This window comes from Pantoea sp. Ap-870, from assembly GCF_011752515.1.
Lineage (GTDB): Bacteria > Pseudomonadota > Gammaproteobacteria > Enterobacterales > Enterobacteriaceae > Pantoea > Pantoea dispersa.
This window is the reverse complement of record NZ_VWXG01000007.1, coordinates 212,117-235,142: the sequence shown is the minus strand read 5'-3', so window position 1 is coordinate 235,142 and position 23,026 is coordinate 212,117. Positions and strand designations below refer to the sequence as shown.

General features: G+C 58.0%; 20 protein-coding genes and 2 tRNA genes. 13 read left to right on the top strand and 9 right to left on the bottom strand.

Annotation, left to right across the window (positions count from 1 at the left end; translation table 11 throughout):
* Positions 1-49 precede the first annotated feature (49 nt).
* Positions 50-126, top strand: a tRNA-Asp gene (locus F3J41_RS17820).
* An 8-nt stretch (positions 127-134) separates the two neighbouring features.
* Positions 135-210: transfer RNA gene (locus tag F3J41_RS17815), tRNA-Trp, on the top strand.
* Between the two features lie 105 nt (positions 211-315).
* On the opposite strand, the gene hdfR is transcribed toward F3J41_RS17815, so the two are convergent.
* The gene (gene hdfR / locus F3J41_RS17810; protein WP_031279770.1) at positions 316-1,137 is read right to left on the bottom strand and encodes an HTH-type transcriptional regulator HdfR; all 822 of its coding nucleotides are present in this window, start codon (positions 1,135-1,137) and stop codon (positions 316-318) included.
* Between the two features lie 121 nt (positions 1,138-1,258).
* Between hdfR and F3J41_RS17805 the strand changes: the two genes are divergently transcribed.
* Complete coding sequence (locus F3J41_RS17805; RefSeq protein ID WP_021507919.1) at positions 1,259-1,597, top strand: DUF413 domain-containing protein; 339 nt, start codon at positions 1,259-1,261, stop codon at positions 1,595-1,597.
* 28 nt (positions 1,598-1,625) lie between these two features.
* Here the strand turns inward: F3J41_RS17805 and F3J41_RS17800 are convergent, their stop codons facing one another.
* Entirely contained in the window at positions 1,626-3,146 is a 1,521-nt protein-coding gene (locus F3J41_RS17800; RefSeq protein ID WP_058775137.1) for a YifB family Mg chelatase-like AAA ATPase, read from the bottom strand.
* A 328-nt stretch (positions 3,147-3,474) separates the two neighbouring features.
* Between F3J41_RS17800 and ilvL the strand changes: the two genes are divergently transcribed.
* From ilvL to ilvA, 6 genes are all read left to right on the top strand, one after another.
* Positions 3,475-3,573, top strand: coding sequence for an ilv operon leader peptide (gene ilvL / locus F3J41_RS17795; RefSeq protein WP_071813600.1), 99 nt, complete (start codon positions 3,475-3,477; stop codon positions 3,571-3,573).
* 149 nt (positions 3,574-3,722) lie between these two features.
* A complete protein-coding gene (ilvG, locus tag F3J41_RS17790) occupies positions 3,723-5,369 on the top strand; it encodes an acetolactate synthase 2 catalytic subunit (RefSeq protein WP_059011329.1) in 1,647 nt (548 codons plus the stop codon).
* Positions 5,366-5,623: an acetolactate synthase 2 small subunit gene (ilvM, locus tag F3J41_RS17785; RefSeq protein WP_008106624.1), complete on the top strand. Its 258-nt coding sequence runs from the start codon at positions 5,366-5,368 to the stop codon at positions 5,621-5,623. Before ilvG ends, ilvM begins: the two co-directional genes overlap by 4 nt.
* 18 nt (positions 5,624-5,641) lie before the next feature.
* Positions 5,642-6,571 carry a branched-chain amino acid transaminase gene (locus F3J41_RS17780; protein WP_059011331.1) on the top strand — a complete coding sequence of 310 codons (930 nt, stop codon included), beginning with the start codon at positions 5,642-5,644 and terminating at the stop codon, positions 6,569-6,571.
* Between the two features lie 61 nt (positions 6,572-6,632).
* Positions 6,633-8,483, top strand: a complete 1,851-nt coding sequence (gene ilvD, locus F3J41_RS17775; protein ID WP_021507915.1) for a dihydroxy-acid dehydratase — start codon at positions 6,633-6,635, stop codon at positions 8,481-8,483.
* A gap of 6 nt (positions 8,484-8,489) precedes the next feature.
* Positions 8,490-10,034, top strand: a complete 1,545-nt coding sequence (gene ilvA, locus F3J41_RS17770) for a threonine ammonia-lyase, biosynthetic (protein WP_058775138.1) — start codon at positions 8,490-8,492, stop codon at positions 10,032-10,034.
* 1 nt (position 10,035) lies between these two features.
* Here the strand turns inward: ilvA and ilvY are convergent, their stop codons facing one another.
* Entirely contained in the window at positions 10,036-10,917 is an 882-nt protein-coding gene (gene ilvY / locus F3J41_RS17765; RefSeq protein WP_021507913.1) for an HTH-type transcriptional activator IlvY, read from the bottom strand.
* A gap of 162 nt (positions 10,918-11,079) precedes the next feature.
* Between ilvY and ilvC the strand changes: the two genes are divergently transcribed.
* Positions 11,080-12,555, top strand: coding sequence for a ketol-acid reductoisomerase (gene ilvC, locus F3J41_RS17760; RefSeq protein WP_021507912.1), 1,476 nt, complete (start codon positions 11,080-11,082; stop codon positions 12,553-12,555).
* 303 nt (positions 12,556-12,858) lie between these two features.
* Here the strand turns inward: ilvC and F3J41_RS17755 are convergent, their stop codons facing one another.
* The 3 genes from F3J41_RS17755 to F3J41_RS17745 form a co-directional block, all read right to left on the bottom strand.
* Positions 12,859-14,193, bottom strand: a complete 1,335-nt coding sequence (locus tag F3J41_RS17755) for an MFS transporter (protein ID WP_021507911.1) — start codon at positions 14,191-14,193, stop codon at positions 12,859-12,861.
* A gap of 289 nt (positions 14,194-14,482) precedes the next feature.
* Complete coding sequence (yhjD, locus tag F3J41_RS17750) at positions 14,483-15,484, bottom strand: inner membrane protein YhjD (RefSeq protein WP_058759376.1); 1,002 nt, start codon at positions 15,482-15,484, stop codon at positions 14,483-14,485.
* Positions 15,485-15,534: 50 nt separating this feature from the next.
* A complete protein-coding gene (locus tag F3J41_RS17745; protein ID WP_031279769.1) occupies positions 15,535-16,434 on the bottom strand; it encodes a LysR family transcriptional regulator in 900 nt (299 codons plus the stop codon).
* A 115-nt stretch (positions 16,435-16,549) separates the two neighbouring features.
* Between F3J41_RS17745 and F3J41_RS17740 the strand changes: the two genes are divergently transcribed.
* Entirely contained in the window at positions 16,550-17,308 is a 759-nt protein-coding gene (locus tag F3J41_RS17740) for an SDR family NAD(P)-dependent oxidoreductase (RefSeq protein ID WP_021507908.1), read from the top strand.
* A 50-nt stretch (positions 17,309-17,358) separates the two neighbouring features.
* On the opposite strand, the gene F3J41_RS17735 is transcribed toward F3J41_RS17740, so the two are convergent.
* The gene (locus tag F3J41_RS17735; RefSeq protein WP_141496785.1) at positions 17,359-18,207 is read right to left on the bottom strand and encodes a PhzF family phenazine biosynthesis protein; all 849 of its coding nucleotides are present in this window, start codon (positions 18,205-18,207) and stop codon (positions 17,359-17,361) included.
* A 114-nt stretch (positions 18,208-18,321) separates the two neighbouring features.
* Between F3J41_RS17735 and F3J41_RS17730 the strand changes: the two genes are divergently transcribed.
* The gene (locus F3J41_RS17730) at positions 18,322-18,945 is read left to right on the top strand and encodes a glutathione S-transferase family protein (RefSeq protein WP_058780243.1); all 624 of its coding nucleotides are present in this window, start codon (positions 18,322-18,324) and stop codon (positions 18,943-18,945) included.
* Here the strand turns inward: F3J41_RS17730 and F3J41_RS17725 are convergent.
* On the bottom strand, positions 18,912-20,402 hold the full coding sequence (locus tag F3J41_RS17725; RefSeq protein ID WP_166711936.1) for a PLP-dependent aminotransferase family protein: 1,491 nt from the start codon (positions 20,400-20,402) through the stop codon (positions 18,912-18,914). The two genes, F3J41_RS17730 and F3J41_RS17725, sit on opposite strands and share 34 nt — an antisense overlap.
* A gap of 135 nt (positions 20,403-20,537) precedes the next feature.
* On the opposite strand from F3J41_RS17725, the gene F3J41_RS17720 reads away from it, so the two are divergent.
* Positions 20,538-21,125 (top strand): LysE family translocator, encoded by a 588-nt coding sequence (locus F3J41_RS17720; RefSeq protein ID WP_166711934.1) that lies wholly within the window; start codon positions 20,538-20,540, stop codon positions 21,123-21,125.
* Positions 21,126-21,402: 277 nt separating this feature from the next.
* Here the strand turns inward: F3J41_RS17720 and mqo are convergent, their stop codons facing one another.
* Positions 21,403-23,013: a malate dehydrogenase (quinone) gene (mqo, locus tag F3J41_RS17715; RefSeq protein WP_166711932.1), complete on the bottom strand. Its 1,611-nt coding sequence runs from the start codon at positions 23,011-23,013 to the stop codon at positions 21,403-21,405.
* Between the last annotated feature and the right edge of the window lie 13 nt (positions 23,014-23,026).

Genomic DNA, 23,026 nt, shown 5'->3' with positions numbered 1-23,026 from the left:
GGCGAAACACCTGAAATCAGCGACGGTCTGATATCAGTACAGAATCGGTGGAGCGGTAGTTCAGTTGGTTAGAATACCTGCCTGTCACGCAGGGGGTCGCGGGTTCGAGCCCCGTCCGTTCCGCCACCCTAATTAGGGGCGTAGTTCAATTGGTAGAGCACCGGTCTCCAAAACCGGGTGTTGGGGGTTCGAGTCCCTCCGCCCCTGCCAGAAAATAATCCTTTGCTTCGGCAAAGGATTTTTTTTTGCCTGAAATTCGGCGCAGGCAAGAGCCTGAGTTTCATTTCTTCCACTCAAACTCCCTCAATTATTGCTTCAGTGAGTCAGGACCGGATATTTAAGCAGCTGACGAATGTGTGCCTGTTGATCGCTATTCTGCAGCCATACCGCATATAACGGTCGCACTGCGACAGGTGTGTCTGGAATAACCATCAAATCACTGTAAATGCCGTGCCAGAAATCAGGTAAAAAAGCGCAGGCTCCCGTGGTATGCAGCAATTCGCGGGTCACATGTGCTGAAGTGGTAGTTAATACCGGTACGTCATCACTGGAAAGATAACTTTCATGCTGATGGAAATCCGCGCCCCACTCGAGTTTGATGTAATCATATTTTTCACGCTTTTCAGTTTTGCGTGCACGAAAGAGCGCGAGTGAAATATGACCGATCTGCTGACTGGTGAGTTCATCCATTTTTGGCGCTTCGGTGGTGATCAGCAGATCAAGCTGGCGCTCATGTAACTGCTTGACCAGCAAATGGCGCTGAGCAATACGTGCTTCCAGATGCAGGCTCTCCCGGTTCTCGTATAGCGTCTGCAGCCAGGGCGTAAGATACGCTTCCCAGAGCGATGCACTGGCACCGATTGATAGCTCATGGTGCTGCTGGGTATGCGAAACCTCCTTCTTTGCCATCAGCCAGGTACTCATCAGGCTCTCAGCGTAGGGCAATAAGCGCTCGCCTGCTGAAGTCAGCCGGATATTATTGCGGTGACGGGTAAAAAGATTAACGCCCAGCTGATTTTCCAGCTGACGGATGCGAAAACTAACGGCAGATTGCGTGAGGTAAAGCGCTTCAGCAGCACGCCCGAAATGACGCGTTCTGCTCACTTCGAGGAAAGTTTTCAGTAATTCCGTATCCACAGCATTCTCCCAAAAAATGTTTGTCGTACTGATTTAAATGTTTTGTTTTACACTCTGTCAAGCCTATCTAATACTCCGCGCCATAAATAGCACGGCCATATGAGAATCAGGAGCGTGTAAGATGGCGGACAGCTTCGCAACAACTAATCGTTTCTTTGATAACAAACATTACCCTCGTGGTTTTTCGCGTCATGGTGACTTCACCATTAAAGAAGCTCAGCTTCTGGAACGCCACGGATACGCTTTCAACGAACTGGATCTCGCTAAGCGCGATCCGGAGACCGAAGAAGAGCGTCTGTTTATTGAAGTCTGTCGTGGTCTGCGTGAGCCGCAGACTGAGGCTGAACGTGTCTGGTCAAAATACACTGCACGTATCAAGCGTCCGAAACGTTTTCATACCTTGTCCGGCGGTAAACCGCAGATGGACACGGTGGAAGACTTCAGCGATAGCGACGATTAACATGACGGGGCTGATTTCAGCCCCGTTGTCATTCCAGGCTTTTATGCAGGTAAATCAGTAAACGATCGATACTGCGATATCCCACCGCCTCCTGCAGATGCTGACGCGTAATCTGCCGTTCACCCGCTAAATCTGCGATGGTTCTCGCCACCTTTAAGATGCGCTGCCATGCACGCACCGATAATCCCAGTGCATTCAGGATCTCCTCCAGCCATTCCGCGTCCTGCTGCTGTAACACACAATCACGGGCGATCTCCGGATTCGACAGCTGCGCATTCACTTTGCCCGCGCGTGCCATCTGTATCGCCCGGGCGGCCAGTACACGTGCGCGCACCTGCGCGCTGGTTTCGCTGTGCTGCTGCTTCTGGCTGAGCGAGCCGCCCGGTAGCAGCGGAATCTCCAGCGACAGGTCGAAGCGATCCAGAAACGGGCCAGACAGCCGGCTGAGATAGCGCAGCACCTGCTGCGGCGTGCAGCGATTATGATTCCCCTGATAATGGCCCGTCGGGCTGGGATTCATTGCACCAATCAGCTGAAAGCGTGCAGGGAAAGTGACTTTGGCGCGGGAACGGGAAATGGCGATTTCTCCGGACTCAATCGGCTCGCGTAACGCATCCAGTGCTTTGCGCTCAAACTCGGGCAGTTCATCAAGAAACAGCACCCCATTGTGCGCCAGCGAAATTTCGCCCGGCCGCGGTAGTGATCCTCCGCCGACCAGCGCATACAACGATGCGCTGTGATGAGGCGCTCTGAACGGCCGTTTACGCCACTGATGATGTAGCGTACCGCTGCTGACCAGGCTGGCAATTGCGGCGCACTCCAGCGCTTCCTGGTCGTCCAGCGGCGGCATAATGCCGGGCAATCGGGTTGCCAGCATGGTCTTACCGGTGCCGGGCGGGCCCAGCAGCAACAGGTTATGGCCACCGGCGGCGGTAATTTCCAGCGCGCGCCGTCCCTGCTGCTGGCCAATAATATCGCTCAGGTCCTGTTGCTCGTGCGGCACCGTTTCAGGCTGGTAATGGGCGACCGTCAGCGCCGTCTGGTTATGCAGGAAAGCGCAGATCTCCACCAGATGCTTGCCCACCAGCGTTTCACCCTGTTGTATCAGGCCGACATCCTGTTGATTCTGCTCCGCTAAGACCATCTGACGCCCGGCCTGCAGTGCCGCCATGGCAGCAGGAATCGCGGCCTGAACGCCACACAGCGCGCCGTTTAGCGCCAGCTCACCCAGGAACTCATAATGGGCCAGCTTATCGCCTGGCAGCTGCTCTGAGGCCGCGAGAATGGCGATAGCGATCGGCAGGTCGTAGCGCCCACCCTCTTTAGGTAAATCTGCTGGCGCGAGATTAATGGTGACGCGCTTCGCCGGAAAGGTGAAACCGCTATTGATAATGGCGCTGCGCACGCGTTCGCGGGCTTCTTTGACGGTGGTTTCCGGCAGACCTACCAGCGTCAATGCTGGCAGACCATTGCTGATATGCACTTCAATCGTCACCAGTGGAGCCTGCACTCCGAGCGCCGCGCGTGTTAATACTTTCGATAAAGACATAACCGCTCCTTGTTGCCTTTATCCTTGCTGAAAAAAATCCACACGGCGATCGCTGAAACTATCATCCCGAAGCGGTATTCAGGAAAATCGCTGCGCTTTTCATCCTGTTCATTAATTTTCGCAGCCAGATCGCAAAAGCAAAATAACGGTTGCGTCGCGGGCGTAATGAATAATTATCACAAATGCGAATAACCTTTTACTTACAAAGCGATAACGCACGTCAGCTGCGCGCGTCATAAAATTTTCCGATGAAAATTATTGTAAATCCCCTGCTAACTATGGTAACTCTGTAGGTATTACTTCGAACTAACGAAAAAACAGACGACACATGAAAGCCCTTCTACAAGTGATTAGCCTAGTCGTGATTAGCGTGGTGGTGATTATTAACCCACCGTGCGGGGCTACGCTTGGAGAAAGAAAGGCTTAAAAATCAAGCCTGGAATTCGAAAAACCCCCGCACCGTAAGGTCCGGGGGTTTTTTTTCGACCAGACGAAATATCAGCGAATCAGCGAGGAACAGATTATGAGCAGTAGCATAAAATTCTGTTGTTCCAGCAGGAATACAGGAGAATAACCATGACAGGTGCACAGTGGGTAGTTCAGGCTTTACGCGCGCAGGGTGTCGACACAGTGTTTGGTTATCCTGGCGGAGCAATCATGCCAGTGTACGATGCGCTCTACGATGGCGGCGTGGAACATCTACTGTGTCGTCATGAACAAGGTGCGGTGATGGCAGCGATCGGTTATGCGCGTGCGACCGGCAAAACCGGGGTTTGCATCGCGACTTCCGGACCGGGCGCCACCAACCTGATCACCGGGCTGGCCGATGCGATGATGGATTCCGTTCCGGTTGTCGCCATCACCGGGCAGGTCTCTTCAGCGTTTATCGGTACCGACGCCTTTCAGGAGATCGACGTTCTTGGCCTGTCATTAGCCTGCACTAAACACAGCTTCCTCGTTGAATCGCTTGATGATTTACCCTCGGTGATGGCGGAAGCTTTCGCCATCGCGCAGTCCGGCCGTCCGGGACCGGTGCTGGTCGACATTCCCAAAGATATTCAGATTGCCAGCGGTGACCTGACGCCGCACCTGCTGCCGGTTGAAGAGGCACTGAGCCATTCACCGCAGCACATTGCCGAAGCGCGCGCGCTGATGGCGCAGGCGCAAAAACCGATGCTGTATATCGGCGGCGGTGTTGGCATGGCGCAGGCCGTCCCGGCGCTGCGGGCTATGGCGCAGGAGACCGGCATCCCGATGGTTTCTACCCTGAAAGGCCTGGGCAGCGCCGAAGCCAGCAGCGATCTCTATCTCGGTATGCTCGGCATGCACGGCACCAAAGCGGCCAACCTGGCGGTGCAATCCTGTGATTTGCTGATTGCCGTCGGCGCACGTTTCGACGACCGCGTCACCGGTAAGCTGGATACCTTCGCGCCGCACGCCAGCGTCATTCATATTGATGTCGATCCGGCGGAATTAAACAAACTGCGTCGCGCTCACGTTTCACTGCAGGGCGACCTCAACCAGGTGTTGCCGGCGCTGAGCATGCCGCTGCAGATCGACGGCTGGCGTACTGAAGTTAAAGCGATGAACGCGGAGTTCGCGTGGCGTTACGACCATCCCGGCGAGGCGATCTACGCGCCGCTGCTGCTGAAGCAATTGTCAGATCGTAAACCTGACAGCGCGGTGGTAACCACCGACGTTGGCCAGCACCAGATGTGGGCGGCGCAGCACATGCGCTTCAGCGCGCCGGAAAACTTCATCACCTCCAGCGGTCTGGGCACCATGGGCTTTGGGCTGCCGGCTGCGGTAGGTGCGCAGGTTGCCCGTCCGGATGACACCGTTATCTGCGTGTCCGGTGACGGCTCAATCATGATGAATATTCAGGAGCTGGGCACCATCAAGCGTAAGCAGCTGCCGGTAAAAATCCTGCTGCTGGATAACCAGCGTCTTGGCATGGTTCGCCAGTGGCAGCAGCTGTTCTTTGATGGTCGCTACAGCGAAACCATCCTCACCGATAACCCCGATTTCCTCACGCTGGCCAGCGCCTTTGATATTCCGGGCCAGCGCATTAGCCGTAAAGATCAGGTCGACGCCGCGATTGATGCTCTGCTGAACAGTGAAGGTCCTTACTTCCTGCATGTTGCGATTGATGAGCATGAAAACGTCTGGCCACTGGTACCGCCGGGTGCCAGCAACGCAAACATGATGGAGAAAACCGTATGAACCAGCATCAATTGTCTATCGAAGCCCGCTTTCGCCCTGAAATATTGGAGCGCATTTTGCGCGTCGTGCGTCACCGTGGCTTCCAGGTCTGCGCGATGAATATGGCGTCCGCCGTCAATGCGGAGAACATTAATATCGAAATGACCGTTGCCAGCCAGCGCTCTGTCGATTTACTGTCTTCGCAGTTAAGCAAACTTATGGATGTCGCCTGTGTCGAGATCCAGCAACAGACAACACAACAAATCCGCGCTTAGTCGCCAAAGGAAACAACAATGAGTACAAAGAAAGCAGACTTTATCTGGTTCAATGGAGAGATGGTTAAGTGGGAAGACGCTAAGGTTAGCGTTATGTCTCACGCACTGCATTACGGCACCTCTGTGTTCGAAGGCGTTCGCTGCTACGACTCACACAAAGGTCCGGTGGTGTTCCGTCACCGTGAACACATGCAGCGTCTGCACGACTCCGCCAAAATTTACCGTTTCCCGATCAAAGCCAGCGTGGATGAGTTGATGGAAGCGTGCCGCGAAGTTATCCGCGTCAATAAACTGAAGAGTGCCTATATTCGTCCGCTGGCCTTTGTCGGCGACGTGGGTCTCGGCGTTAACCCGCCAGACGGCTTCACCACCGATGTGATCATCGCTGCGTTCCCGTGGGGGGCTTACCTGGGCGCCGAAGCGCTGGAGCAGGGCATCAACGCCATGGTTTCTTCCTGGAATCGCGTGGCGCCAAACACCCTGCCAACCGCGGCGAAAGCGGGCGGTAACTATCTCTCTTCCCTGCTGGTTGGCAGCGAAGCGCGCCGCCACGGCTATCAGGAAGGTATCGCGCTGGATACCCAGGGTTATATCTCCGAAGGTGCTGGCGAAAACCTGTTTGAAGTGAAAGACGGCATCCTGTTCACCCCGCCGTTCACCTCTTCGGCGCTGCCGGGCATCACCCGCGATGCAATCATCAAGCTGGCGAAGGATCTCGGTATCGAAGTGCGCGAGCAGGTGCTGTCACGCGAATCACTGTACCTGGCGGATGAAGTGTTCATGTCCGGTACTGCCGCAGAAATCACGCCGGTACGCAGCGTGGACGGCATCCAGGTGGGTCAGGGCAAACGCGGTCCGGTGACCACCAAAATCCAGCAGGCGTTCTTTGGCCTGTTCACGGGCGAGACCGAAGACAAGTATGGCTGGCTGGATCAGGTGAATCCATAACAAGACAGTAACGCGGGTGCAGCAGCGTCCGCGTCATTTTTCAGACTGGAGTAAATAGAGCATGCCTAAGTACCGTTCCGCCACCACCACCCATGGCCGTAACATGGCGGGTGCACGAGCCCTGTGGCGCGCCACAGGAATGACCGACGACGATTTCGGTAAGCCGATTATCGCCGTGGTTAACTCCTTCACCCAATTCGTACCGGGCCACGTGCACCTGCGCGATCTTGGCAAACTGGTTGCTGAGCAAATCGAAGCCGCGGGTGGTGTAGCCAAAGAGTTCAACACCATCGCGGTGGATGACGGTATCGCCATGGGTCATGGCGGCATGCTGTATTCACTGCCTTCACGCGAGCTGATTGCCGACTCCGTGGAATATATGGTGAACGCCCACTGCGCCGACGCCATGGTGTGTATCTCCAACTGCGACAAAATCACCCCCGGCATGCTGATGGCCTCGCTGCGCCTCAACATTCCGGTGATCTTTGTCTCCGGCGGTCCGATGGAAGCCGGTAAAACCAAGCTGTCAGACAAAATCATCAAGCTGGATCTGGTGGACGCGATGATTCAGGGGGCGAACCCGAACGTCAGCGATGCCGACAGCGAGCAGATTGAGCGTTCCGCCTGCCCGACCTGCGGCTCGTGCTCCGGCATGTTCACCGCCAACTCCATGAACTGTCTGACCGAAGCGCTGGGCCTGTCGCAGCCGGGCAACGGCTCGCTGCTGGCAACCCACGCCGATCGTAAAGATCTGTTCATCAACGCCGGCAAGCGCATCGTTAACCTGACCAAACAGTACTACGAGCAGGATGATGCGCGCGTGCTGCCGCGTAACATCGCCAGCAAAGCCGCGTTCGAAAACGCCATGACGCTGGATATCGCCATGGGCGGTTCCACCAATACCGTGCTGCACCTGCTGGCCGCCGCGCAGGAAGGCGAGATCGATTTCAACATTTCCGACATCGATCGCCTGTCACGCAAAGTGCCGCACCTGTGCAAAGTGGCGCCGAGCACACAGAAATATCATATGGAAGATGTGCACCGCGCGGGCGGGGTAATCGGTATTCTTGGCGAGCTGGATCGTGCCGGCCTGCTGCACACCGACGTGCGCAACGTGCTGGGTCTCAACCTGCGCGAAACCCTCGATCAGTACGACATCATGCTGACCAAAGACGAAGCGGTGAAGAAGATGTTCCGCGCCGGCCCGGCGGGCATCCGTACTACCCAGGCGTTCTCACAGGACTGCCGCTGGGATACGCTGGATGACGATCGTCAGGAAGGCTGTATCCGCACGCGCGAACACGCATTCTCTCAGGATGGCGGTCTGGCAGTGCTGTACGGCAACATGGCGGAAGATGGCTGCATCGTGAAAACCGCCGGCGTCGACAAAGAGATCCTCACCTTTAAAGGTCCGGCAAAAGTGTATGAAAGCCAGGACGATGCGGTGGAAGCGATTCTCGGCGGCAAAGTGGTCGCCGGTGACGTGGTGGTGATCCGCTACGAAGGGCCGAAAGGCGGTCCGGGCATGCAGGAAATGCTGTATCCGACCACTTATCTGAAATCGATGGGCCTTGGCAAAAGCTGTGCGCTGATCACTGACGGACGCTTCTCGGGCGGCACCTCGGGCCTCTCCATTGGCCACGCATCGCCGGAAGCGGCGAACGGCGGCACCATCGCGCTGGTTAAAGATGGCGACATCATTGAAATCGATATCCCGAATCGTGGCATTAAGCTGGCGGTACCGGATAACGAACTGCATGCCCGTCGTGAAGAAGAGGAAGCGCGTGGCGAAGCGGCTTACACGCCGCACGGTCGCGTGCGTCAGGTCTCCTTCGCACTGCGTGCTTATGCATCGCTCGCCACCAGCGCTGACAAGGGCGCGGTGCGCGATAAGTCTAAGCTGGGGGGCTAATCTCTGATGGCTGAGTCTCAACCGCTTTCCGCGTCGCCCAATGGCGCGGAGTATCTGCGCGCGGTGCTGCGTGCGCCTGTGTACGAAATTGCCCAGGTGACGCCGCTGCAAAAAATGGAAAAAATTTCGTCGCGTCTTGGCAACACCATTCTGGTGAAGCGCGAAGATCGCCAGCCGGTGCACAGCTTCAAGCTGCGCGGTGCCTACGCCATGATCGCCGGGCTGACGGAAGAGCAGAAAGCGCGCGGCGTGGTTACTGCTTCGGCGGGTAACCACGCGCAGGGCGTGGCGCTCTCGGCCAGCACGCTCGGCATCAGGTCACTGATTGTGATGCCAGTGGCGACGGCGGACATCAAGGTTGATGCAGTGCGCGCGTTTGGCGGTGAGGCTTACCTGTTTGGCGCCAATTTTGACGAGGCAAAAGCCAAAGCGATTGAGCTGGCGGAGCAGCAGGGTTACACCTTCGTGCCGCCGTTTGATCATCCGGCGGTGATTGCCGGTCAGGGCACGCTGGCGATGGAGCTGTTGCAGCAGGATGCGCATCTCGATCGCGTGTTTGTGCCGGTAGGTGGCGGCGGCTTAGCGGCGGGTGTGGCGGTACTGATTAAACAGCTGATGCCGCAAATCAAGGTTATCGCGGTCGAGTCGCAGGACTCTGCCTGCCTGAAGGCGGCGCTTGATGCTGGCGAGCCGGTGGATTTGCCGCGCGTCGGGCTGTTTGCCGAAGGCGTGGCGGTCAAGCGTATCGGCAGCGAAACCTTCCGCCTGTGCAAAGAATACCTCGACGACATCATCACCGTGGACAGCGATGCCATCTGCGCAGCGATGAAGGATTTGTTCGAGGATGTGCGAGCGGTGGCAGAGCCTTCCGGCGCGCTGGCGCTGGCGGGCATGAAGAAGTACATCCAGCAACACGACATCAAAGGCGAGCGGCTGGCGCACGTGCTGTCGGGCGCCAACGTCAACTTCCACGGTCTGCGCTATGTCTCTGAGCGCTGTGAACTGGGTGAACAGCGTGAAGCGCTGCTGGCGGTGACCATTCCTGAGCAACAGGGCAGCTTCCTGCGTTTCTGCCAGACGCTGGGCGGCCGCGCGGTAACCGAGTTCAACTACCGTTATGCCGATGCCGACAATGCCTGCATCTTCGTTGGCGTGCGTTTAACGCGCGGCCTTGAAGAGCGCAGCGAAATCATCAGCCAGCTGGCTGAAGGCGGCTATCAGGTGGTGGATTTGTCGGACGACGAGATGGCGAAGCTGCACGTGCGCTACATGGTGGGCGGACGCCCGTCAAAACCGCTGCGCGAACGGCTGTTCAGCTTCGAATTCCCGGAAGCGCCGGGCGCGCTGCTGAAGTTCCTGCAGACGCTGGGCGCGCACTGGAACATTTCGCTGTTCCACTATCGCAGCCACGGCACCGATTTTGGTCGCGTGCTGGCGGCGTTCGAGATCAACGACAAAGAGCCGGATTTCGACACTCACCTCAACGCACTCGGCTATGAGTGGCACGACGAGGCCAGTAATCCGGCGTTTCGCTTCTTCCTCGCCGGCTAAACTACAGCAGGTGCCAGAAAGCATTGATCAGCGGCTCCCCGAGCCGCTTTTTTTGTACGCATACGCCGAGCTCCAGCGGCGCCACCGACTCGACATTTTCCAGCGTCAGCACGCGATTGCGCACCGGTTCCGGACTGTTTTCCAGCACCACATCCGGCAGCAGCGCGATGCCGCAGCCGAGCGCCACCATCGACACAATCGCCTCATGGCCAGACACCGTGGCGTAAATCTGCGGGTTGGCAATGCGATGGCGGCGAAACCATAAATCAATACCGCGCCGCGCCGGCCCCTGATCCGGCAGGATAAAGGGAATCTGCGACCAGTCCGGCTGTTCCTGCGTCGCCTGGCTGCGCACCGGGCAGGGCAGCGCCGGGGCGATCAGCACCAGCGGGATCAAACCCAGTGGTGTAAAATCGATGCTGGCGGGCAGCGACTCCGGCCGGCCGGCGATGGCCAGATCCGCTTCGCCGGACTGCACCATTTCAATGGCATCGGCAGCGTCGCCGGTGGTGAGTTTGATCTCCACCTGCGGATGCTCCGCGCGAAAGCGGTCGAGAATCGGCGGCAGATGGCTGTAGGCGGCGGTTACCGAGCAGAACAGGCGCAGCTCGCCGCTCAGCGACGGACCGTTCAGGTCCATGACATGGCGCAGCTGCTGATACTGCAGCAGGGTCTGCTGAGCGAACTGACGCAGCCGCTCGCCGGCTTCGGTCAGCGTCACGGTGCGGTTGTCGCGCAGGAACAGCGCGTGTCCGACATCCTCTTCCAGCCGCTGGATCTGGCGTGACAATGTCGACGGGCTGACGTGCATGGCGCGCGCGGTGCGGCCAAAGTGGCAGCTTTCCGCCAGGTGAAGAAACAGTTTCAGGTCTCGTAAATCCATGCGCGTTTTGCCCTCAGCGTGATGTTGCAAATTCTGCAATGTGACGTTGTTAATATATCAATTTAAGCAACAGATTTCCTGTCATATGATGGGGTCATTCGCGGCGCTAAATCCGGCACCGTTACTGAACAAAAGCAAACACAACATCTGAGCGGAGTACCCATGGCTAACTACTTCAACACATTGAATCTGCGCAATCAGTTAGCGCAGTTAGGCAAATGTCGCTTCATGTCGCGCGATGAATTCGCGGATGGCGCTAGCTTCCTGAAAGGTAAGAAAGTGGTCATCGTCGGCTGCGGCGCGCAGGGCCTGAACCAGGGTCTGAACATGCGTGACTCTGGCCTCGATGTGTCTTACGCACTGCGCGCTGAAGCCATTGCTGAGAAGCGTGCGTCGTTCCGTAAAGCCACCGAAAACGGTTTTAAAGTGGGTACTTACGAAGAGCTGATCCCGCAGGCGGATCTGGTGGTTAACCTGACGCCAGACAAGCAGCACTCTGCCGTTGTGCAGGCCGTTCAGCCGCTGATGAAAGACGGTGCCGCGCTGGGTTACTCTCACGGTTTCAACATCGTCGAAGTGGGCGAGACCATCCGTAAAGACATCACCGTGGTGATGGTGGCACCGAAGTGCCCGGGTACCGAAGTGCGTGAAGAGTACAAACGTGGCTTCGGCGTTCCAACGCTGATCGCTGTTCACCCGGAAAACGATCCAAAAGGCGAAGGCATGGCGATTGCCAAAGCCTGGGCTGCAGCCACCGGCGGCGACCGTGCAGGCGTGCTGGAATCGTCCTTCGTGGCAGAAGTCAAATCAGACCTGATGGGCGAGCAGACCATTCTGTGCGGTATGCTGCAGGCCGGTTCACTGCTGTGCTTCGACAAGCTGGTGGCTGAAGGTCACGACGCGGCGTACACCGAGAAACTGATTCAGTTCGGCTGGGAAACCATCACCGAATCGCTGAAGTTTGGCGGCATCACGCTGATGATGGATCGTCTGTCTAATCCGGCAAAAATCCGTGCTTACGCGCTGTCTGAGCAGCTGAAAACCATCATGGCACCGCTGTTCCAGAAGCACATGGATGACATCATCTCGGGTGAATTCTCTTCCGGTATGATGGCTGACTGGGCGAACGACGACAAAAACCTGCTGACCTGGCGTGAAGAGACCGGTAAAACCGCGTTCGAAAATGCCCCGCAGTTCGAAGGCAAAATCGACGAGCAGGAGTACTATGACAAAGGCGTGGTCATGGTCGCGATGGTGAAAGCGGGCGTTGAGCTGGCATTCGAAACCATGGTTGACGCGGGCATCATCGAAGAGTCGGCTTACTATGAATCGCTGCACGAGCTGCCGCTGATTGCCAACACCATCGCCCGTAAGCGTCTGTATGAAATGAACGTGGTAATTTCCGATACCGCAGAATACGGTAACTACCTGTTCTCCTTCGCAGCCGTTCCGCTGCTGAAAGAGTTCATGACCACGCTGCAGCCTGGCGATCTGGGCAAAGCGGTGGAAGGCACGCAGGTGGATAACGCGCAGCTGCGCGACGTGAACGAAGCGATCCGCCAGCATCCAATCGAAGCCGTTGGCCGCAAACTGCGTGGCTATATGACCGACATGAAACGCATCGCCGTCGCGGGCTAAGGCACGCGAGACACAGTTTTCAGCCCAATCAAACCCCGGCTTGCCGGGGTTTTTTTATACCTTATGTCTGGGGGCAGAAGGGTTTTTTCACCCTCACCCTGGCCCTCTCCCGCTGGCGGGAGAGGGAACCGTTCGGTGCGGGCTGATGTTTCTGCACTTATCCATCAACACCGCGCGGATACTCCCTCTCCCGTTTACGGGAGAGGGCCGGGGTGAGGGCCAGGGTGAGGGGACACACCGCACCATCCCCACACCGCCAATAAAAAACCCGGCCGGAGCCGGGTTCTGTCAACACGCAATCAATCACACCGCTTCGTACAGCGTCTGATGGCGTGTCTCTTTACAGGCGATCAGCGCGATCAGCGTCAGCACTGCCATGGAGGCCAGATAGAAGCCCACCGCCTGCAAGCCGTAGTTCGCATTCAGCCAGGTCGCAATATAAGGCGCTACCGAGGCACCAAGTATTGACGACAGGTTGTAAGAGAACGACGCACCGGTATAACGAACTTCGGTCGGGAACAGTTCTGGCAGCAGCGCGCCCATCGGGCCGAATGTCAGACCCATAATACTCAGGCCGAGCAGCAGGAAGCCCATCACCAGAATCTGCGAGCCGGAGCCGAGCAGCAGCGGGAACATCAGCGCAAAGGCGATGATCATCAGCGTAATGGTGATCATCGTTTTGCGACGGCCAAAACGGTCCGCCAGCAGGCCGGCAATCGGCACCATCACGCCAAAACCGATGACCGCCACCATCAGCATCCACAGGAAGCTGTTGCGCGAATAACCGAGGCCGACCGGCGCCGGCGCGGTGCCGTAGCTCATCGAATACACCGTCATAATGTAGAACAGCGTGTAGGTCGCCAGCATGATAAACGTGCCGAGAATGGTCGCGGTCATATGCTTGCTCAGCAGCGTACCGATGGGGATCCGCACCTGCTTCTTCTCTTTCTGCACTTTGGCAAATACCGGGCTCTCATGCAGCGATACGCGCACATACAGACCGATAATCACCAGCACCGCAGAGAGCACAAACGGCACGCGCCAGCCCCAGTTCATGAACTGCTCATCGGTCAGCAGCCACGAGAGCAGCAGGAACGTGCCGTTGGCAAAGAAGAAGCCAATCGGTGCGCCCAGCTGCGGGAACGAGCCGTACAGCGCACGTTTCTTCGCCGGGGCGTTCTCGGTGGCCAGCAGCGCCGCGCCGCCCCATTCGCCGCCCAGTCCCAGGCCCTGACCAAAACGCGCCAGCGCCAGCAGCAGCGGTGCCGCCACGCCAATGGTCTGATAACCCGGCAGCAGGCCGATCAGTACGGTAGAAACGCCCATGGTCAGCAGCGAGGCAACCAGTGTCGCTTTACGGCCCACGCGGTCGCCAAAGTGACCAAACAGCGCGGAGCCAATAGGGCGCGCAACAAAGGCGATAGCGAAGGTGGCCAGCGACTGCAGTGTGGCAACCGTAGCATCACCCTGCGGGAAGAAGATATGCGGAAAAACGATTACCGCGGCGGTGGCATAGATATAAAAATCGAAGAATTCGATCGCAGTGCCAACCAGCGAGGCAACTACCACTTTACTGCGTGAGTTAACCGGTGTGCCGTCGTGTGGTTGGTCGGGTGTTTCGGAGATGGAGGCTTGCATAACTGTTTCTTAATTGTAAATGTAAACAAAGAATCTTACGCACCTGTTTTGCCGCATTCAATGACGAAAAACCGCGTCACACCGGGCTTTGGCGGCGAAAAAGAGGATAATTTCTGAGTTACGGCAATCGGCGGCGGATGGGAAGGGGAAGCGCGGCTTTTCTGGCGTGATTCTCTGCAAAAGGGCCAAATAAAAGTGACCCTTTAGCGTTTCCTGCTGGTTTTTGCTGCTTTAGTAGCCAGCAGGAAACATTTTTTGCTGTTGCGGCAAATGTAACTGAATTGTCGCGTTAGGCAGAGTGGTGCGGCTGCGACATCTCGGGATCATCCTTGTATTTTGCGGTGGCGATCCACGCGGCGCAGAACAGCGTCAGACGCGCGAAAAAGTAGAAGAAGGCCATCAGCCCCAGCACCGATCCAAAGGCGGCACCGGAGGGCGACGTCGCCAGCTTCGGCAGCGTCAGCGTCATAACAAACTTGATCACCTCAAACCCAATCGCCGCCAGCAGTGTTCCGCGCAGCAGCGCTTTTTTGCGCGGCTTATGGCGCGGCAGGATCCAGAAAATCCACAGGAACAGCAGATAGTTGGCGAAGATGGAGATCGACAGCGCGATGATGGTCATCGCCGGCCGCAGCCACTCAATATCGCCCAGCCCCAGCGCATTCACGATCGCCGCCTGCGCTGCGCCGGCAATCGAGGTCAGCGACAGCGTAATCACCAGCGCCAGCATCAGACCCAGCAGCGAAACCAGGTCGCGCAGATACTTCTTCCACCACTTTTCCTGGTCATCGGGCGTGCGTTCCCATACGTCACGCGACTGGGCGCGCACCGCTTCGCGCAGGTTACCCATCCAGTTAATGCCGGAGTAGAGCGCCAGCAGCAAACCGGTCAGGCCCACGGTCGCGCGCTGCTGAATCGCGGTATTCACGGTATTTTTCAGCGTGGTGGCCAGCGTCGGGTCGCTGATGCTGTTAACGATTTTGTTGATCAACTCAGAAAGCAGGTCCTGATTGGACGCCAGCACAAAGCCGACCGCCGCAAAGGAGACCATCAAAATCGGTATCAGCGAAAGGAACGAAAAATAGGTGATCGCCGCGCCAAACTGGCTGCCGAGGCGATCGTTAAAGCGTTCCAGCGCGCGCAGAAAGTGCGCCACCGCCGGGATCGCCTGGAACCAGGCGGCAAAGCGTGAGACGCGCCTGATTGAGCCATCTACGGTTTTGTTCCCGGTTTTGATATCAATCAGCGGCTTAGCTTCAGCCGCTGAGGCTTTTGTGGTTTTGTCCGTCATAGACCTTCTGCATCCTGTTCACAGCGAAAATAAAATTATAGCCTGCCCGTTCAGGTCACGTATTCCTGCAGCACCTGACTCAGCCACTCCATAAACACCCGCACGCGGCGCGCCACGTTGCGACGGTGAGGATAGAGCAGGGAAATCGGCATCGGTTTGGCCGGGAAGTGGTGCAGCACTTCGACCAGCTGGCCGGATTCCAGCAGCGGCTGCACGCCAATCGCCGGTACCTGAATAATGCCCAGCCCGGCAATACAGGCGGCGCGATAGGTCTCAGTGCTGTTTACCGTCACCACGCCGCCGGTCTGCACGTAGTGGCACTGTTTGCCATCAAAGTACTCAAAGCCCGGCGAGGGCTGCCCCAGCTGTTGGGTATAGTGCACCATGGCGTGCTGGCCGAGATCGTCCAGCCGCACCGGCATGCCGAAGCGGGAAAGGTAGCCAGGGCTGGCGCAGTTGATCAAGGCGTGCGAGCCAATTTTTCGCGCAATCAGGCCGGAATCTTTCAGTTCGCCAACGCGCAACACGCAGTCAAAGCCCTCGCGAATCACATCAACCTGGCGATCGCTGCTGCTCAGTTCAATCTCCACGCCCGGATAGTGCTGCAAAAACTCCGGCAGGCGCGGCAGGATAAAACCGGTCGCCATTGCCACCGACATATCGACGCGCAGCTTGCCGCTCAGCGTGGCAGGATCGTGCTGGAACAGGCTGTCCATATCATCCAGCATCGACAGCAAATCCAGGCAGCGATCGTAATACACCAGCCCATCCTGGGTGAGATGCACACGGCGCGTGGTACGGTGCAGCAGGCGAGTGCCCATCTGGTTTTCCAGCGCCTGCAGCTGGCGGGACACGCTGCCCTTGGGTAAACCCAGACTCTCAGCCGCGCGGGTAAAACTGCCCATTTCTGCCACCCGCACAAACACCTGCATAGCGTGAATTTTATCCATGTTGTTCACCGATTGTTGTTGTTAGTGAAACAGTGCTGTGTATTCCCCTGCGTTTATAGATCAATTATTCGCGAATATCCTTAATCCGTGTTCAATTTTCCAACCGGAGCGAAACATGTCTCATAAAATTGCATTGATTACCGGCGGTAACCGCGGTCTGGGCAAGAATGGCGCGCTAAAACTGGCCGCTAAGGGCGTCGATATTCTGTTTACCTGGCGCGGTCATGCTGAAGAAGCGCAGGCGGTCGTGAAGGAGATTGAGGCGCTGGGCGCGCGTGCGGTGGCGCTGCAGCTGGATGTGGGCGACAGTAAACAGTTTGATGACTTTGCGGCGCGGGTCAAAGCAACGCTGAACGAGACCTGGCAGCGCGATAGCTTTGATTATTTAGTGAACAACGCTGGCCACGGTCATTACAAGCTGCTGGCCGAAACCAGTGAAGAGGAGTTTGATGCGCTGGTGAATGTGCATTTTAAAGGGCCGTATTTCCTGACGCAGAAACTGCTGCCGCTGATCGCCGATGGTGGACGCATCCTGAACATTTCCAGTGGCCTGACGCGCATGACGCTGCCGGGTTCAGGTACTTACGCCGCCATGAAAGGGGCGATGGAAGTGCTGACGCGCTATCAGGCGAAGGAGCTGGGCGAGCGCCGCATTCGCGTCAACATTCTGGCGCCAGGGGCGATTGAAACCGACTTTGGCGGCGGTCGCGTGCGCGACACGAAAGATCTGAACGCGCATATTGCTTCAGTGACCGCGCTGGGCCGCGTTGGTCTGCCGGATGATATCGGTGATGCCATCAGCGCGATCCTGAGCGACGAAACCGGCTGGATTACCGCCCAGCGTATCGAGGCCTCCGGCGGTCAGGCACTGTAAAAACATCGCGCTGCGACCGGATCGTGTAAAAGAACGGAGCAGCGCCCGTTTTACACCTCAATCGTGCCATCAATCAGGGTGAGGGTTTGCCCGCCGATCCAGATTGTCTCACCGGCAAAACGCACCACAATACGACCGGCACGCTGGATGGCGCTGCCCTGACGTGCGCAGTAATCCTGCCGCTGGCCCTGCGCCGCCAGATAGCGTGCCAGACAGGCGTTGGCGCTGCCGGTGACCGGATCTTCGACCAGGCTACCGTTCTCGACCAGCAGCGCGCGCACCTCGTACTGCGCCTCTGCGTCCTGCGGCAGCGGGCCAAACAGGGCGATGCCGTTCACGCCCGCATGCTGCTGCAGCCGCAGTAAATCGTCCGCCTGGGTGACCACCTCCAGCACCGCCTGCGCGCTGCTCATCGGAATCAACAGCCAGCGAATCCCCATATCCGCCACGGCTGGCGTCTGGCTGAGATCGAACGCGTCACTGTGCAGCGCGCTGCTCATCAGCGCATCGCTGAATGGCGTCAGGCTGGCGTCCGGCGCGGCAAAGGCCAGCGTACCGTCAGCGCCAATCTGCACCTCAACCAGGCCCACGCCGCACTCCTGCACAATCTTACCCGCTGTTTTCAGGGGCCAGCCGGCTTCCAGCAAGGCATGCGCGGTGCCAAGCGTGGGGTGTCCGGCAAACGGCAGTTCGCCGCCGGGCGTAAAAATGCGCACACGATAGTCGGCTGTGGCATCCTGTGGTGGCAGCACGAAGGTGGTTTCCGACAGATTGGTCCAGCGTGCGATGGCCGCCAGCTGTGCGTCGCTCAGACCCCGGGCATCCATAATCACCGCCAGCGGATTGCCGCTGAACGCGCCTGTGGAGAACACATCCACTTGTTTAAACGCCACCTGCATGTTCGCTCCTTTCCTCATTGAGGTTGTCTGAAATCCGGATTTACATCCTGCTGATTGCTTAAGGCGTCTAACAGGACTATGAATAGATTAACAATTCTGCCAGCGGAGTCCGCTATGTTAAAAATTCTGGGCCGTAACTCGTCAATCAACGTTCGTAAAGTGCTGTGGCTCTGTTCAGAGCTGGATATTGCCTGGGAGCACGAGCCGTGGGGCGAAGACCCGCAGTCGTTGCACTCACCGCAGTTTATGGCGCTCAATCCCAACGCCATGGTGCCGGTGATCATCGAAGATGACTTCGTGATGTGGGAGTCCAACGCGATTCTGCGCTATCTCGCCAACAGCAACGGCGGTGAATGGCTCTACCCGGATAATCCGCGCGCGCGTGCGCCGGTCGATCAGTGGATGGACTGGCAGGCCACCGAGCTCAACACCTCATGGCGCTATGCTTTTATGTCGCTGGTGCGCAATTCGCCAGCCCATCAGGATCCGCGCCTGCTGGCTGCCGCCGTCAAAGGCTGGAGCCACACCATGGGTATTCTTAATCAGCAGCTGGAAAAAACCGGGCGCTACGTCGCGGGCCGTAACTTTACCCTGGCCGATATCCCGGTTGGCCTGGCGGTGAACCGCTGGTTTGAAACCCCGCTCGACCATCCGGACTTTCCTGCCGTGCAAACCTATTACGAGCGCCTGACGGAACGCGAGGGTTACACCACCTGGGGCCGCAACGGTAAGCCCTGATCCTGACCCGGCGCGAGACCGGTGATTTCACAGGCCAGCGCGCCGGTGCGTTTCAGTGCCCAGGTGTAACGCTCATCAAACGGATAGCAGCAGGAGAGACGCAGCGCATGGCGATAGCGATCGCTCAGTGAATAGAGCGCGCCCGGCGTGACGCAAATCTGCTCCTGCAACAGGCGATGGAACATCTCCACCGTGTCAACTTTGCCCGGCAGCTCGACCCAAAACACAAAGCCGCCGCGCGGCAGGGTAGCGCGCGTGCCCTGCGGGAAGTGACGGGCAATGATGCCGCGCGCCGCATCCAGATTGGCGGCGTAGCGACGCCGCAGCGAACGCAGATGGTGATCATAACCGCCGCTGGCGAGGAATTCGGCCAGCGTTTCGCTCAGCAGTTTTGATTCGGTCATCGACGATACCGCTTTCAGCCGCGCAATCGCCGGGTGGAAGCGGCCGGCAGCCGTCCAGCCCACGCGAAAATCGGGCGCGACGGTTTTGGTGAAGCTGGTGCAGTAAATCACCCAGCCGTCGCGGTCAAAGGCTTTGACCGGCGGCGACAGCGGCCAGTCAAACTGCAATTCGTCATACAGCCCATCCTCCAGCAGCGGAATGTGGTAAGTGTTCACTAACTTCGCGAGACGCTTTTTATTCTCCAGCGGCATCACGTAGCCCAGCGGATTCTGCGCGCCCGGCATAGCGATCAGCGCCTGAATGCGCTGCTCCTGCAGCAGCATCTCCAGCGCGTCCAGCGACAGGCCGTTTTGCGGATCGGTGGGGATTTCCAGCGCCTTCAGCCCGAGTGAGGCCAGCAGCGGGAACAAAAAGAAGTAGGTCGGCGATTCCAGCCCGACGCAGTCGCCCGGCTTCGTCACCGCACGCAGCGCCAGCTGCAGCGCTTCCATGCAGCCGTGGGTCAGGGTGATGTCCGCGACAGTGAGATTCAGGCCGGTGTGCAGGCTACGGCGCGCAATCTCCTCCCGTAAGCGCTCACTACCCGGCGGAAGCGCATAACGACCAATGATGTCGTTATCGCGGCGAATAAGGGAGGCGGTAATGCGTCCCAGTTTCGCCGCCGGAAACAGCTCACTATCCTGCGGGCAGGCCAGCGAAATATTGGTGTAGTCCGGGTGATTCTGCGCGGCGAACACCTGCTCGATCAGTTCCAGTTTTTGCGTGCTGGGGTCATTAACGCTGGCGCTCATTGGCCTGAGCGGTCGCGTCACCGCGGGCAGCACGCCACGCACGTAGTAGCCCGACTGCGGACGGGCTTCTATCAGGCCGCGATCTTCAAGAATATGCCAGGCACTTAACACGGTATTGATGCTGACCTGGTGCGACTGTGCCACGCGCCGGATGGCCGGCAGGCGCTTACCCGGCTTCAGCGTGCCCTGATGGATAGATTCGGCAAAACTGTCTGCCAGCTGCTGGTACAGCGTCTGGCCGGATGAGAGAGGAAGGGACACAAAAGCCTCCGCGCGCGATAGGTACAATTTAAAATTGCCTTAACTGTATTCATCACAATAGTGATTTTGTGTCTCTGTTGCCATTGTAATTTGCGCATTAGCATGGTGTTTCGTTGATTCTCAGGGAAACGCACCATGCTCGATCCATCCTTCTTTAGCTACGTTACGGTGATGTCGATTACACCGGGTCCGAACAATCTGTTACTGGCCACGTCCGGCGTCAATTTTGGCTTCCGACGCACGCTGCCGATGCTGTTTGGCATCCTGCTCGGCTGTGCGTTACAGATGCTGCTGGCGAGCGTGGCGCTGGAGCTGCTATTGCACTGGATGGCGTCGGTGCGGTTGCCGCTGACGGTGGTGGGATGCTGCTATCTGCTGTGGCTGTCGTGGAAAATCTTCCGCGCCGGTGCGCCGCAGCTGCGCGAACGTCCGCGTCCGATGACCCTGCTGGGCGGCGTGTGTTTCCAGGCGGTGAATCCCAAAGCCTGGCTGATGGTCACCAACGTGGCGCTGATGTACGCCAACAGCAACGGTGTGCTGGCGGTGCTGCTCGGCTTTGCCGCCCTCAACCTGCCGTGCATTTTAATCTGGGCAGCGCTGGGCGACCGGCTGCGCCATCACCTGCAGATTGCGTGGAAACGTCAGGCGTTCAACACGCTAATGGCGCTGTCGCTGGTGGCGACCACCGGCTGGATGCTGTATGACGCGCTGCTATTCAGCTGATGCCACGGCGTTGGATGGCGCGGTAAGCAGGGGCACAATATGGGGGCTGGTCAGTTAACGAAGCCGTACGACGCACCCTGATGTAGCGGCGCGATTTATCGCGCAATGTGCAATGTATTGTGCCGCTAACAAACGCGCGCTTCCTGGTGAATAAATCCCAGGCTGAACCGTCAGGGATTGCGTCATCCAAAGGGCGACACCGTAATCAAAAAAAGAGGCCGCGATTGCGGCCTCAGTCAGGTCTGTATTTACCGGTTGAAGGGACAGGCGTCGCCGCTTACTTGCCCACCACATGGGCGGTTTCACGGCCTTCGTCGTTGGCGGCTTCCGGCGTGATGACCGGTGCGTAATCCAGCTGCAGCACGCGACTGGTTTCGGCCAGCACCTTCTCGGTCAGCGCCACGTCACCGTTCAGCTTGCGGCCCCATGACGGGATTACCGCGCGGATTTTGGTTTGCCACTCGGGCGAGCGCATTTGCTCCGGGAACACTTTCGCCATCAGCTCCAGCATAATCGGTGCTGCGGTGGAGGCACCCGGTGACGCGCCCAGCAGCGCAGAGATCGAGCCGTCGGCCGAGGTGACCACTTCGGTACCGAGACGCAGCACGCCGCCCTCTTTTTCATCATTTTTGATGATTTGTACGCGCTGACCGGCCGTGACCAGCTTCCAGTCTTCCTGTTTTGCCTGCGGCACATAAGCGCGCAGCGCTTCCATACGATCGTCATCGCTCTGCAGCACCTGATCGACCAGATATTTCACCAGATCGAAGCTTTTCAGCCCAACCTGCATCATCGGCAGCAGGTTACTGCTGTTCATCGCGCCGAACATATCCAGCAGCGAGCCCTGCTTGAGGAATTTGGTGGAGAAGGTCGCAAACGGGCCAAACAGCAGCACCTGCTTGCCATCCAGCACGCGGGTATCAACGTGCGGTACCGACATCGGCGGTGCGCCCACGCTGGCTTTGCCGTACACCTTCGCCATGTGCTGCGCCACTACGTCCGGGTTTTCCGTGACGAGGAACGAGCCGCCCACCGGGAAACCGGCGTAGCCTTTTACTTCCGGGATGCCGGTTTTTTGCAGCAGCGGCAGCGCCGCACCGCCGGCACCGATAAACAGCTGGCGCGCGGTCAGCACACGCGGCTCACCGCTGGCGAGGTTGTGCAGGCTTACCTGCCAGCGCCCATCGCTCAGGCGCTTGATATCGCGCACTTCCTGACGCAGACGCAGGCGGAAATTCTCTTTCTTCTCCAGCGCAGCAATCAGCTGGCGCGTCACTTCACCGAAGTTAACGTCGGTGCCCATGTCGGTCCAGGTGGCCGCCACTTTCTGCTTGCGGTCGCGCCCGTTCATCACCAGCGGAATCCACTCAGCGATCTGGTCACGATCTTCGGAATAGTTCATGCCGCGGAACAGGGTGCTTTTCTGCAGCGCCTGGAAGCGCTTACGCAGGAAAGCCACGTTGGCCTCGCCCCAGACAAAACTCATGTGCGGCGTGCTGTGAATAAAGCTTTGTGGATTAGTCAGGTTGCCTTTCTGTACGTGATATGCCCAGAACTGGCGGGAAATCTGGAAGGATTCGTTAATCGCCACCGCTTTGGCAATGTCGATGCTGCCATCCGCTCTTTCGGGCGTATAGTTCAGCTCGGCCAGCGCCGCGTGGCCGGTGCCGGCATTGTTCCAGCCATTAGAGGATTCGACCGCGACATCATCCAGCCGCTCGACCATCTCAATCGACCAGTCTGGCTCGAGATCCTGCAGCCAGGTGCCTAAGGTAGCACTCATCACGCCTGCGCCGATCAGCAGGACATCTACGTCTTTTCGTTCCTGAAGGTGTGTGCTTTCCATGCCAGCGGCGGCTAGCGCCAGATTTACCGCAGTGTTGCTCATGAGGCGACATCTC